Here is a 12589-nt window from a genome sequence, read left to right as displayed (position 1 = left end):
GCCGGTGTTTACGCACGTTCGATCACGCTTGTGTCATCGGGACTCTAGGAGATGACATGAGCGCGAACGAGCCGAGGGAGCCTCGCACCGGTGGCTGGAGCCAGTTCGGTGCCACACCACCGTCCGCCGGAGGGTTCACCCGGCCGATCCCGTCGATGCCGCCGCCCCCGCGGCCCGCCGCGAAGCAGGCGTTCATGCTGACCCGCAAGGCGGTCGCGGGGCTGGCGCTGGCGGCCGTCGCCGCGCTCGGAGCAGCCGCGCTGGGCGGCGGGGCCGTGGGCGCGTACCTGGCGGGGGGCAGCACGCCGGTGGCGACCGCCACCCCGAGCCAGCCGAGCCCCGTCTTCCGCACCGCCGCCGACCAGTACACGGTGGCGCAGGTGGCGGAGAAGGTGCAGCCGTCCGTGGTGATGATCCAGGGCAGCACGTCGGAGGGCTCCGGCGTGGTGCTGTCGGCGGACGGGCTGATCCTCACCAACAACCACGTGGTGTCTGGGCAGGACAGCGGGCTGACGGTGAAGTTCAACGACGGCAAGATGGCCAAGGCCACCGTCGTCGGCACCGACCCGGCCACCGACCTCGCCGTCATCAGGGCCCAGGACGTGTCGGGGCTGGCCGCGGTGACGCTCGGCGACAGCGACCAGCTCAAGGTGGGCGACGACGTGCTGGCCATCGGCAGCCCGCTGGGCCTGGACGGCACGGTGACCTCCGGCATCGTCAGCGCGCTCGACCGTACGGTGACGGCCGGCAACGGCCCGCAGGACCAGCAGCTCCCGCCGGGCTGGGGCGGGCGGTCGCAGCCCGAGGACATCACCACGCTCGGCGGCATGATCCAGACGGACGCCGCCATCAACCCCGGCAACTCCGGCGGAGCGCTGGTCAACGCGGCCGGTGAGCTGGTCGGCATCAACAGCGCGGTGGCCTCCGACGGCGTCAACCTGGGCTTCGCGATCCCGGTGAACACCGCCAAGCACGTCTCGGAGCAGCTCATCAAGGACGGCAAGGTGACGCACGTCTACCTGGGCGTGAGCGTCACCAACGCCACCGGCGACGTGCCTGGCGCGCTCATCAGGCAGGTGACGAAGGGCAGCCCGGCCGAGAAGGCGGGGCTCAAGGAGGGCGACCTCATCACCAAGATCGGCAGCACCCAGGTGGCGAGCGGTGACACGGTGGTCGGCCAGGTTCGCGGCTACAAGGTCGGCCAGCAGGTGGCCATCACCTATCAGCGCGGTGGCGAGGAGTCCACGGTGACCGTCACCATGGAGGAACAGAAGAACTGACGTCATAGAGAATCCCGATCGCCTCCTGCTCCGGCAGGGGGCGATCTTTTGTTGATCACCTTTCCACTTAGTGCGATCGGGGGCGGGAGATACGCGGGCGGGCGTGAATTAGGCCCTCCTCGATCGGCGTAACTCGGGTTACATTCACGTTAATTTGCCCTCTCTTATCCCACCCGAGTAGACCGAAGGAGAGAGGCGTGAGAGCGAGAACCATGATCGCGGCCATGAGCGCCGCGGCGATCATCATGCCGGCCTGCGTGCAGGCCGTCGCACACGCCGGCGTGGCGGCCCCCACGACCAGTGCGCCGCCCGACAGCCAGTTCCAGAAGGTGACGCTCAACGACCATCCGGGTGAGCCCATAGACCTGGCGGTCCTACCGGACAACCGAGTCCTGCACACCACGAGGCGCGGCGAGGTCTGGTTACACGACCCGAAGACCGGGCTCAACACGCTCGCCGCCACGCTCGACGTCTACCAGCACGACGAGGAAGGGCTGCAGAGCATCGCGCTCAGCCCGGGCTTCGGGAAGGGTTCCAAGAAGGACGACTGGGTCTACCTCTACTACTCGCCCCCGCTCGACACCCCCGTCGACGACCCGGCCACCCCCGACGTCAACGAGGGCGACGCCCCGATCACCGGCACCCCCGCCGACTTCGCCCCGTTCAAGGGCCTGATCAGGCTGTCGCGCTTCCGCTTCACCGGCGCCACCATCGACCTGCGCACCGAGCAGCGCATCATGGACGTGCCGGTGGACCGCGGCATCTGCTGCCACGTCGGCGGCGACATCGTCTTCGACGCCGCGGGCAACCTCTACCTGTCCACCGGCGACGACACCAACCCGTTCTCCTCCGACGGCTTCACCCCGATCGACGAGCGGCCGGACCGCAATCCCGCGTTCGACGCCCAGCGCAGCTCGGGCAACACCAACGACCTGCGCGGCAAGATCCTGCGCATCAAGCCACGCGACAGCGGCGGCGGCTACTCCATCCCCAAGGGCAACCTGTTCCGGCCCGGCACCAAGGACACCAGGCCGGAGATCTACGCCATGGGGCTGCGCAACCCGTTCAGGATCGAGCTGAACCGCAGGACGGGGGAGCTGTACGTCGGCGACTACTCGCCCGACCAGCAGCAGGCCAACCCGAGCAGGGGCCCGGCCGGCACCGGCAAGTGGACGGTCGTCCGCAAGGCGGGCAACTACGGCTGGCCGTACTGCGCGACGGCGCGGCTGCCGTACGTGGACTACGACTTCGCCACCGGCGCCTCGGGAGCGACGTTCAACTGTGCGGCGCCGGTCAACGAGTCGCCGCGCAACACCGGACTGCGCGAGCTGCCGCCGGTCACCCAGCCCGACGTCTGGTACTCGTACGGGCCTTCGCCTGAGTTCCCCGAGCTGGGCACCGGCGGGATCGGGCCGATGGGCGGGCCGGCGTACGACATCGGCAAGGCCGACACCCGCGGTCGCGACTCGGTGGCCTGGCCGCGCTACTACGACGGCGTGCCGCTGTTCTACGAGTGGACCCGCGACTACGTCAAGGCCATGCACCGGGACGGCCGCATCGAGAGCGTGCTGCCGTCGATCGTCTTCGACAACCCGATGGACATGGAGTTCGGCCCCGACGGGGCGCTGTACGTGCTGGAGTACGGCGACGGCTACTTCAGCGAGAACCCCGACGCGCAGCTCGCCCGCATCGACTACATCGGCCGCACCGGCAACCACTCGCCGATCCCGGTCGCCACGGCGTCCGCGACGGCCGGGCTGGCTCCGCTGACGGTCGCCTTCAGCAGCACGGGGACCAGCGACCCCGACGGTGACCGGCTCAGCTACGCCTGGGACTTCGACGCGGACGGCCGGGTGGACTCGCGCAGCCCGTCGGGCTCCTACACCTACCGGCAGAACGGCCTCTACAACGCCACGCTCAAGGTCACCGACCCGCGCGGGCGGTCGGCCGCGACGTCCGTACGGGTCGTGGTGGGCAACGCGGCGCCGGTCGTCGAGCTGGTCAGGCCGGCGGGCGGCGACCAGTTCAGCTTCGGCGACGTCGTCGAGTTCGAGGTGCGGGTCACCGACGACCAGCCGGTGGACTGCGCCGCCGTCACGGTGGACTACATCCTCGGCCACGACGACCACGGACACCCGCAGACCACGGCCCGCGGCTGCACGGGATCGATCCAGACCACCGAGCCGAGCGGGCACGACCCGGAGACGGACAACCTCACCGGCGTCTTCGTGGCCACCTACACCGACCCCGGAACCGGCGGACTGCCGCCGCTGACCAGCAGCACCCAGGTCGTGCTCCAGCCGACGCGATAGGAGAACCACCATGTGTTACGGCTACGGCCCCAGCAGGCGCTCCCTGCTCGCCGCGGGTCTCGGGCTCGGCGCGGCGGCGGTCGCCGCCGGCTCGCCCGCCGCCGCGGCGGTGACGAATCCGCACCACCCGCACCCCCCGCGCGGCGAGAAGGTGCCGCCCGGCAAGATCAGCATCCAGCTCTACACGCTCCGCGACGACCTGGCCCAGAGCTACGACGACACCCTCAGGTACGTGGCGCGGGCCGGGTATCCGAAGGTGGAGCTGGCGCTCGGCTACTTCGGCCGCACGGCCAGGCAGCTGCGGCGCTTTCTCGACGGGCTGGGCGTGCGGGCCACGTCCAGCCACGACGGCATCAGCGCCGACGACGCCGCGCTCAACACGAAGATCGAGAACGCGCTGACGCTCGGCCAGAAGTACATGGTGGTGCCCTACCTCGCGTCGGACAGCCTGGACGAGTGGAAGGGCTGGGCCGAGCGGATGAACGTCGAGGCGCGCGCGGCCCGCTCGGCCGGCCTGCGCTACGGCTACCACAACCACGCCCACGAGTTCACCACCGACCTCGGGGGCGGGGTCACCCCGTGGGACGTGCTCACCTCCGAGCTGGACCCCCGCCTGGTGCACCTGGAGATCGACATCTACTGGGCGGTCACCGGCGGCGTGGGGCGCGGGGCGAGCGACCCGGTGAAGTTCGCGATCGACGTGATCCGCCGGGCGCCGCAGCGCGTGCTGCAGTACCACGTCAAGGACCGGCACCTCGACGGCGACATGGCCGACCTGGGCACGGGGACGATCGACTTCCGCCGGGTGTTCCGCGCGCACCGGGTGGAGGAGTACATCGTGGAGAACGACACCCCGGACGTGACACCGCGGCAGACGGCGGAGGTGGGCTACCGCTACCTCCGCAAGCTGCGGTACTGACCGCACGGGCCCCGGGCCGGCGGCGGCCGGTCCGGGACGCGTCTTCTGCGGTCAAAAGTTCGTACGGACCTCCGCGACACGCCCGTAGAAAACGGTCATTCCCCATCATTAGCGGGCACTTCTCTGGCACAACAGCACGTGTGCCGGCCAGCGCCGCGACACGGAGGGAGGGACCATGTACCGCTTTCTCGGCGTCCTCGCCATCGCGGCCCTGGCCGTGGTGCCGGGCCCCACGGCCCACGCGGCGCCGCCCCGGGTGGACACCATCGCCCACCGGGGCGGCTCCGCGCACGCTCCCGAGAACACCATCGCCGCCTGTGCCCGGGCCCGGACGCAAGGGGCGGACGTGTGCGAGTTCGACGTCCAGCAGACCAAGGACCACAAGCTCGTGCTCATGCACGACGAGACACTCGAGCGGACCACGAACGTCGAGAAGGTCTTCCCCCGCCGGGCGCCGTGGCGGGTCTCGGACTTCACGCTCGACGAGATCCAGCGGCTCGACGCCGGCTCCTGGTTCTCCGCCCGCTACCGCGGCGAGGGCGTGCCCACCCTCGCCGAAGCCCTGCGCGCGGTCCGCGACACCGGCACCCGGCTGCTGCTGGAGATCAAGCACCCGCCGGACAGCCCCGACATCGACCGCAGGGTGGCCGCCGAGCTGCAGGAGTCGCGCGAGCTGTGGGGCGACGGGCTGCTCACCGTGCAGGCGTTCGGCTGGCAGTCGATGCGGTTCCTGCACGCCATGGTGCCAGGACTGCCGATCGCGCTGCTCGGCAAGCCGAACGCGGCCCGGCTGAGCGAGCTCTCCCGCTACGCCGACGGGCTCACGCTGGCCCACAAGAGCCTCACCGCCCGCTACGTCAAGAAGGTGCACGACCGGGGCATGCGGGTCTACACCTGGACCGCCGACAAGCCGGCCGTGCTGCGCAAACTGGTGTCGTACGGGGTGGACGGCATCATGACCAACCACCCCCGCCGGCTCACGGCCGTCAAGCGCGGGCTGCGCTGAGCCCCGCCATCGTGCGCCAGCCGGTCGTGAGCGACGCCGCCAGCAGCACCACCCCCGACGCCACCCCGCTCACGATCGGCACCCAGGCCAGCGCGGACGTGCCGGCCAGCGCGAACCCGGCCACGCCGAGCAGAGCCAGCAGCGCGCCCGGCACGGCGATCGTCCAGTCCTTCCACACCGGCGCGAGCGCGACGAAGTGCACCCCCACCACGAACGCCACCCAGGCCACGTTGGCCTGCTCGGGGGCGCCGAGCGCGGCCAGCACCCGCAGCCCGCCGAAGAGCAGCACCACCTCGGCCAGCACGATGAGCAGGTAACCCCGCCCGTACATGCCGGGGCCCTGCGGCTGCCCCGACCTGCGCTCCCCGCGTACGGTCATGAACCACATGGCGACCACCCCGGCGGCTCCCAGGCAGGCGGCCACCCGCAGCACGCCCGCCACCGCGCCGCCCAGCGGGCCGCCCGCGTTGACGAGCACGAAGACCGCCCCGAACACCGCACCGACCAGCAATCCCGTCATTCGTTGCATGTGACCATCGAAGCGGACGCGGCGCCGCCCCCGCGCGGGGGCTACGGCGAGGGCGGGGTAGCTCTGTCCCTACCCTCAGCGGGCCGTGCCGCGCAGATAGGCCAGCACCGCCAGCACCCGCCGGTTGACGTCGTCGGTGGCGGGCAGCTCCAGCTTGGCGAACAGGCTCGTCACGTGCTTGCCCACGGCCGCCTCGCTGATCGACAGGGCGTCGGCGACGGCCCGGTTCGAGCGGCCCTCGGCGATCAGCGCCAGCACCTCGCGCTCGCGCGGCGACAGCATGTACGCCGGCTCCGTCACCTCCCTGGCCCGCTCCCACGTCAGCTCGAACAGGTCGATCAGCGCCGCGATCACGCTCTGCTGCCTGATGACCAGGGCACCGGGGGCGTGGGCGACGGGCGTGGTGCGCAGGAACGCCACCGTCCGGTCGAAGACCAGCAGCTGCTGGATCGGCTCGTCGACGATCCGGTGCAGGTCGCCCGCCGCGTGCAGCTCCCTGATGCGGGCCGCCTTGACCGGGTCGTCCAGCACGGCGGAGTGCACGATCGTGCGCATGCTCAGGCCGCCGCGCAGCGCGTCGAGCACGTCGCGCCGGCTGCGCTGCTCCCTGCGGCCCCGGTCGGTCGAGCCCAGCGGGTGCATGGCCCGCAGCTCCTTGGCCGTGCCGGCGGCCTCCAGGATGAGCGGCTGGACGAGCGCGTTGTCGGCCACCCGCTCGACGTCCACGGGGATGCCGCGCAGCTCGCCCACGACCTCCTCCAGCCGGCGGGCGAGGTCCGCCAGCGACCCACTCTCCTCCACAAGGGTCGATTGTCCCCTAAAGCGGGCGGCTCAGGTTCGGCAACCCGCCCGGCACTCGGTGGGGCTGACGCCGTAGAAGCGCTTGAAGGCCGTGCTGAACCCGAACGCGTCGGCATACCCGACCCGGCGGGCCACCGCGCCGACGGTCGAGGCCGGCTCGGTCAGCAGGTCGGCCGCCAGCGCCATCCGCCACTCCTTCAGGTACGTCAGCGGCGGCTTGCCCACCACCCGCACGAACCGCTCGGCGAGCGTGGCCCGCGACACGCCCGCCTCACCGGCCAGCGCGGCCAGCGTCCACGGCCGGTCGGGCGCCGCGTGCATCGCACGCAGCGCCGGGCCGAGCGTCTCGTCGTGCCACCCGGCGGGCGCGACGGCCTGCTGGTCGAACCAGGCCCGCAGCGTGCACACCAGCAGCCACTCCAGCAGCCGGTCCAGCACGACCTGCCGGCCGGGCGCGCACGAGGCGGCCTGCGACACGAGGAAGTCCCTGGTCGCGGCGCAGTCGTCGCCGTCCGGCAGCACCAGCAGAGGCGGCAGGACGTCGAGGAGGCGGTGCCCGACGGCGCCGCGCACGTCGTACGTGCCGACGAGGAGCACGGCACGCCCTGGCGCGCGGGCGGTGAACGGCCCGCGCACCACCGCCGTCTCGCCGGCCCGCACGACGCCGTGCGGCAGCTCGGCGACGCCTTCGATGGGCGCCAGGAGGGTCAGGGCCGCGCCGCCGGTGAGGGGGCGCCCCGGCGTCAGCTCCTCGACGCCGAGCTCGGCGTCCTCGGACCGGACACCGCGCAGCAGATCATCGAACGGATCCATGCCTCCCATGCTATGGACGATTGCGCATGCGCTCTGGATCCTGAGCCATGGCCGCACCCCGTCCGCGGCCGATTCACTGAGGGGCATGACGATCGTGGTGTTGGGCGGCACGGGCAAGACCGGCAGCCGCCTGGTGAAGACGTTGCAAGGACGCGGTGCGGACGTGCGGGTCGCGACCCGGTCGAGCGGGACGCGGTTCGACTGGTCCGACCCCGGCACGTGGGCGGGCGCGGTGGCAGGTGCGTCGGCGCTCTACCTCATCGCGCCCCAGGAGCCTGAGGCCGCCGAGCCGTTCGTGAAACAGGCGACGGAGGCGGGCGTGGGCAGGCTCGTGGCGCTGTCCGGCCGCGACATCGAGCGGTTCCCCGGCTACTTCAGGGGCATGGCCGCGCTGGACCAGGCCGTACGCGAGTCGGGCGCCGAATGGACGATCATCCGCCCGAACAACTTCAACCAGAACTTCGACGACCCCTCCATCTGGCGGGCCCCGCTCCGCGAAGGACGGCTGGGCCTGCCGATCGGGGACGTGCCCGAGCCGTTCGTGGACGCGCAGGACATCGCCGACGTCGCCGCGGCGGCGCTCACCGAGGACGGCCATCACGAGCAGGTCTACACGCTGTCCGGCCCCCGGGCGCTGACCTTCCGCGCGGCCGTGGCCGCCATCGCCGAGGCGGCGGGGCATCCCATCAGGTACGAGGAGCTGACCCCCGAGCAGTACAGGGACGAGCTGCTCGCCCAGGGCGCGCCGGAGGAGGCGGCGGCGGAGCTGAACGCGCTGTTCGCCGGCATGCGCGCGGGCCTGTACGCCGAGCCGCACGATGGCGTCAAGAGGGCGCTCGGCCGCGACCCGATCGATTTCGCCGCCTACGTCGCCCGCACGGCGTCCGCCTGGCGGCTTGAGTAGGGGGTCACGGTACAAGACGGTACAAGGAGGAAGCTGGTTGACCCGGACGTCGTTGGCCGGGCCAGGCCGTCAGATCAGACCGCGTCAGATCAGGCCGCGTCAGATCAGACCGCGTCAGATCAGGCTGGGTCAGATCAGGCTGGTCAGATCAGGCCGAGGGCCAGCATGGCGTCCGCGACGCGGCGGAAGCCGTCGATGTTCGCGCCGGCCACGTAGTTGCCCGGCATGCCGTACTCGTCGGCGGTGCTGAGGCAGCGGTCGTGGATGTCGCGCATGATCTCCTGCAGCCGCTGCTCGGAGAACTCGAACGTCCACGAGTCGCGGCTGGCGTTCTGCTGCATCTCCAGGGCGCTGGTCGCGACGCCGCCCGCGTTGGCGGCCTTGCCGGGCCCGTACGCGATGCCCGCCTCCTGGAACACCTTGATGCCCTCGGGCGTGGTCGGCATGTTGGCGCCCTCGCCGACCGCGACCAGGCCGCCCGCCACCATGGCGGCGGCGGCTTCGCCGGTGATCTCGTTCTGGGTGGCCGACGGCAGCGCGACCTCGCCCGGCACCTCCCAGACGCTGCGGCCGGGCACGAAGGTGGCGTGCTCGCGGCGCTGCGCGTACGTGTCGAGCCTGCCCCGCTCCACCTGCTTGATCTGCTTGAGCAGCTCCAGGTCGATGCCCTTCTCGTCCAGCACGTAGCCGGAGGAGTCGGAGCAGGCGACGACGAGGCCGCCGAGCTGCTCGACCTTCTCGATGGCGTAGACGGCGACGTTGCCCGAGCCGGACACCACGACCCGCTTGCCGTCGAACGACGTGCCGCGCGCCTTCAGCATCTCGTCGACGAAGAAGACGCAGCCGTAGCCGGTGGCCTCGGTGCGGACCTGGGCGCCGCCGTAGACGAGGCCCTTGCCGGTGATGACGCCGGACTCGTAGCGGTTGGTGATGCGCTTGTACTGGCCGAACAGGTAGCCGATCTCCCGGCCGCCGACGCCCGTGTCACCGGCGGGCACGTCGGTGTACTCGCCGATGTGCCGGTAGAGCTCCGTCATGAAGCTCTGGCAGAACCGCATCACCTCGCGGTCGGAGCGGCCCTTGGGGTCGAAGTCGGAGCCGCCTTTGCCGCCCCCGATGGGCAGGCCGGTCAGGCTGTTCTTGAAGATCTGCTCGAACCCGAGGAACTTGACGATCCCCAGGTAGACGGAGGGGTGGAAGCGCAGGCCGCCTTTGTAGGGGCCGAGCGCGCTGTTGAACTCCACCCGGAAGCCCCGGTTGATCTGCACCTGGCCCTGGTCGTCCATCCACGGCACGCGGAAGATGATCTGCCGCTCGGGCTCGCAGATGCGTTCGATGATCTTCGATTCGGCGTACTCGGGGTGCTTCCCGAGCACGGGGCCGATGCTGTCGAGGACTTCCCGGACGGCCTGGTGGAACTCGATCTCACCGGGATTGCGGCGCAGGACGTTGTCATAGATCGACGACAACTTCTCGTGCAACACGTACTCCAAGCTCACGGGGGTTGTGGCGGACTCCTCACTGTACGGGGAGGCGCGTTGTGAGCCGCACGCAGGTTCAGCCGTGGCGCTCCACCTTGACCGTGCCGGCGCCCCCGTCGATGGTGATCAGGTCGCCGGTCCTGATCGCGCGGGTGGCGTCGCGGACGCAGATGACGGCCGGGATGCCGTACTCCCTGGCCACGGTGGGGCCGTGGGCGATGGCGGAGCCGGTCTCGGTCACCAGGCCCGCCGTCGTCAGGAACAACGGCGTCCAGCCCGGGTCGGTGGTGGGCGCGACGAGGATCTCGCCCGGCTCGATGCGCGCGCCCGCCGGGTCGCGGATCACCCTGGCCCGGCCCGTCGCCCGGCCCGCCGCGCCCGCCATGCCCACCAGCACGCCGTCCTCGGCCGGGACGCTCGGCGGGGCCAGCGCCTCCAGGTCGGTGCCGTCCGACAGCAGCGCGCCGGGCACGGTGGGGCGGCGCAGCTCCCGCGCGTACTCGGCGCGGCGGCGGGCGATCAGCGGCCGGTGGTCCTCGCCGTGGCGCACGGCCTGGTCCAGCTCGGCGAGGTCGAGGAACATGACGTCGCCGGCCTCCTCCAGCAGGCCCCGCCCGGCCAGGTCCGCGCCGATGAGCAGCAGCTGGCGGCGCGACTCCTGCATCATCGGCAGCCAGGCGAACTTGCCGATCTCCCGCAGCCCGGTCAGCTTGCGTGAGCGGCGCATGAGGAACACCGCGAGCCTGCCGCGTACCGGACGGGCGAGGCGGGCGCGCGGCGCCAGCGTGCGGATCATCCGCTCGGCCCGTGCCGCGGCCAGCTCGAAGCGCCGGTCGGGCGCCTGCTCGGGGTCCTCCACGCGCAGGTAGTTGGCGATGGTGCCGAACAGCGGCGCCGGGTCCTCCGCCCAGCGCGGCATGCCGACGTCGATCTCCGCCGCCGCCCGCATGCCGTAGCGGCCGAGGAAGCCGTCCAGGCCGATGTCCGGCAGCTCGCCCGCACGGTAGCGGGCCGCCAGCTCGGCGGGGTCGGTGCCGAGGAACAGCTCGCGGTGCCGGCGCGCGTTGACCGCGACCCGCCACAGTGCGAGGTCCATGTCCGTGGTCACGTTGTACGGCATGCCGCCGAGCACCACGTCCAGCTCCTCGGCGGAGGCGACGCCGGCCAGCAGCCCCGCCGGCGACGTGCCGGCCAGCATGCCCGCGACCAGCGGACCCATCAGCCCGTACAGGCCGGGCGTCCGCAGCGGGCGATGGGCGTCCTCGATCACCCAGCGCAGCCGCTCGGCCGCCGTGGCGGGCTCGGCGGGCGGGACGACGTCGCGCCGCATCCGGTGCACGGCGCGGTAGGCCCTGGCCCGTCCCGCGTCGGGCGCGGCCAGGCTGTGCGCGACGCCCGCGACGAGGCCGGGGGCGAGCCGCAGCGTCATCCGTACGGCGCTGCCCAGCCGGAACGGCAGCCCTGGACGCGGGGTGAACCGCGGATCGTCCAGCACCCGATCGACCGCCTCGCGCACCCGCGGCCCGTACACCTCCAGCGACGCGCCCAGCTGCCCGCGCATCGAGGTGTTGCGCAGGAAGTCGGTCAGGTCGAAGTAGAGCCGCCCGCCGATCGGCACCACGCGCGGCAGCGGGTCGCGCCGGTCGAACCTGCCGCCCGTGGACTCCAGCCACACGCCCATCGCCGCCTTGAGCAGCGACATGCCCATCGGCGTCACCGGCCTGAGCATGCCCTGCATGTGGCCGACCTCGAGATAGAGGCGGGTGTCGCGGGTGGCGGGCGGCGCGGGGAACAGCGTGGTGATCGGCCGCGACTGCAGCAGCCACAGCGTGCCGGCGGCGTCGAAGGCCCACTCGACGTCCTGCGGCGTGCCGAAGTGCGCCTGCAGCCGCCGCCCCGCGTCGCGCAGCGCCGCCAGCCGCCGCCGGTCGAGGCAGCCGCCGCCGTCGGGCGCCGCGCGGTGGCCGAAGACGTAGTGGTCGGGGACGACCGTGCCGTCCACGACGGACGTGCCGAGGCCGGGGGCGGCGTCCACCACCATCTCCGTACGGCAGCCGGTCACCGGGTTCGCGGTGAACAGCACCCCGGCGACCTCGGCGTCCACCATGCGCTGCACGACCACGCCCATGGCGGCGTCGTCGACGCCCACGGCCTTCCTGTAGGCCGTCGCCCGCTCGTTGTGCAGGGAGTCCCAGCAGCGGCGTACCGCGTCGAGCAGCGCGGCGTGGCCCTCCACGTTGAGATAGGTGTCGTGCTGACCGGCGAAGCCGGCATCGGGCAGGTCCTCGGTGGTGGCGCTGGAGCGCACCGCCACCCGCCCGCCGCCGAGCCGCTCGTAGGCGTCGATCAGCTCCTGCTCGGGCAGCTCCCCGCTCCGGTAGGCCGCCACGGTCAGGCAGAAGCCGTCGGGAACCCGCTCACCCGCCCTGATCATCTCGCCGAGACCGGCGGCCTTGCCGCCCACGGTCTCGACCATGGAAGAGCCGGCCGCGGCCACATCGATGATGGTCATTGCGCCCCCCGACCTGGTCAGCCGGTAGATGA

10 protein-coding genes are annotated in these 12589 nt (G+C 72.0%); 5 read left to right on the top strand and 5 right to left on the bottom strand.

Features of this window, described 5'->3' with window-relative positions:
* Positions 1-56 precede the first annotated feature (56 nt).
* The 4 genes from AB0K28_RS09625 (at position 57) to AB0K28_RS09610 (ending at position 5517) form a co-directional block, all read left to right on the top strand.
* Positions 57-1280, top strand: a complete 1224-nt coding sequence (locus tag AB0K28_RS09625; RefSeq protein ID WP_364367274.1) for a trypsin-like peptidase domain-containing protein — start codon at positions 57-59, stop codon at positions 1278-1280.
* 197 nt (positions 1281-1477) lie between these two features.
* A complete protein-coding gene (locus AB0K28_RS09620) occupies positions 1478-3592 on the top strand; it encodes a PQQ-dependent sugar dehydrogenase (RefSeq protein ID WP_364367271.1) in 2115 nt (704 codons plus the stop codon).
* Positions 3593-3602: 10 nt separating this feature from the next.
* Positions 3603-4511: a sugar phosphate isomerase/epimerase gene (locus tag AB0K28_RS09615; RefSeq protein WP_364367268.1), complete on the top strand. Its 909-nt coding sequence runs from the start codon at positions 3603-3605 to the stop codon at positions 4509-4511.
* Between the two features lie 175 nt (positions 4512-4686).
* Positions 4687-5517, top strand: coding sequence for a glycerophosphodiester phosphodiesterase family protein (locus AB0K28_RS09610; protein ID WP_345391909.1), 831 nt, complete (start codon positions 4687-4689; stop codon positions 5515-5517).
* Here the strand turns inward: AB0K28_RS09610 and AB0K28_RS09605 are convergent.
* The 3 genes from AB0K28_RS09605 to AB0K28_RS09595 all read right to left on the bottom strand — a co-directional run bounded on the left by AB0K28_RS09605 (position 5498) and on the right by AB0K28_RS09595 (position 7660).
* Positions 5498-6037, bottom strand: a complete 540-nt coding sequence (locus AB0K28_RS09605; RefSeq protein WP_364367265.1) for a hypothetical protein — start codon at positions 6035-6037, stop codon at positions 5498-5500. The genes AB0K28_RS09610 and AB0K28_RS09605 overlap by 20 nt on opposite strands.
* Before the next feature lie 84 nt (positions 6038-6121).
* Positions 6122-6847 (bottom strand): helix-turn-helix transcriptional regulator, encoded by a 726-nt coding sequence (locus tag AB0K28_RS09600; RefSeq protein ID WP_345391903.1) that lies wholly within the window; start codon positions 6845-6847, stop codon positions 6122-6124.
* A gap of 30 nt (positions 6848-6877) precedes the next feature.
* Positions 6878-7660 (bottom strand): AraC family transcriptional regulator, encoded by a 783-nt coding sequence (locus tag AB0K28_RS09595; protein WP_364367262.1) that lies wholly within the window; start codon positions 7658-7660, stop codon positions 6878-6880.
* A gap of 85 nt (positions 7661-7745) precedes the next feature.
* Between AB0K28_RS09595 and AB0K28_RS09590 the strand changes: the two genes are divergently transcribed.
* Positions 7746-8564 carry an NAD(P)H-binding protein gene (locus tag AB0K28_RS09590; RefSeq protein WP_364367259.1) on the top strand — a complete coding sequence of 273 codons (819 nt, stop codon included), beginning with the start codon at positions 7746-7748 and terminating at the stop codon, positions 8562-8564.
* 143 nt (positions 8565-8707) lie between these two features.
* Here AB0K28_RS09590 and gdhA read toward each other — a convergent pair whose 3' ends face one another.
* Together gdhA and AB0K28_RS09580 are read right to left on the bottom strand one after the other, a co-directional pair.
* Positions 8708-10048, bottom strand: coding sequence for an NADP-specific glutamate dehydrogenase (gene gdhA / locus AB0K28_RS09585; RefSeq protein WP_345409435.1), 1341 nt, complete (start codon positions 10046-10048; stop codon positions 8708-8710).
* A gap of 73 nt (positions 10049-10121) precedes the next feature.
* Positions 10122-12557 carry a PEP/pyruvate-binding domain-containing protein gene (locus AB0K28_RS09580; protein WP_364367255.1) on the bottom strand — a complete coding sequence of 812 codons (2436 nt, stop codon included), beginning with the start codon at positions 12555-12557 and terminating at the stop codon, positions 10122-10124.
* Between the last annotated feature and the right edge of the window lie 32 nt (positions 12558-12589).

The organism is Nonomuraea sp. NPDC049504, from assembly GCF_040676845.1.
Lineage (GTDB): Bacteria > Actinomycetota > Actinomycetes > Streptosporangiales > Streptosporangiaceae > Nonomuraea > Nonomuraea salmonea.
Note: the sequence above shows the minus strand (reverse complement) of the source record. Positions and strands in the feature narration are given on the sequence as shown.

Bases quoted from the DNA above. Each gene is read 5' to 3' on its own strand.
- AB0K28_RS09625 (WP_364367274.1), top strand. From the start codon at position 57: ATGAGCGCGAACGAGCCGAGGGAGCCTCGCACCGGTGGCTGGAGCCAG.
- AB0K28_RS09615 (WP_364367268.1), top strand. From the start codon at position 3,603: ATGTGTTACGGCTACGGCCCCAGCAGGCGCTCCCTGCTCGCCGCGGGT.
- AB0K28_RS09610 (WP_345391909.1), top strand. From the start codon at position 4,687: ATGTACCGCTTTCTCGGCGTCCTCGCCATCGCGGCCCTGGCCGTGGTG.
- AB0K28_RS09605 (WP_364367265.1), bottom strand. From the start codon at position 6,037: ATGACGGGATTGCTGGTCGGTGCGGTGTTCGGGGCGGTCTTCGTGCTC.
- AB0K28_RS09595 (WP_364367262.1), bottom strand. From the start codon at position 7,660: ATGGATCCGTTCGATGATCTGCTGCGCGGTGTCCGGTCCGAGGACGCC.
- AB0K28_RS09590 (WP_364367259.1), top strand. From the start codon at position 7,746: ATGACGATCGTGGTGTTGGGCGGCACGGGCAAGACCGGCAGCCGCCTG.
- AB0K28_RS09580 (WP_364367255.1), bottom strand. From the start codon at position 12,557: ATGACCATCATCGATGTGGCCGCGGCCGGCTCTTCCATGGTCGAGACC.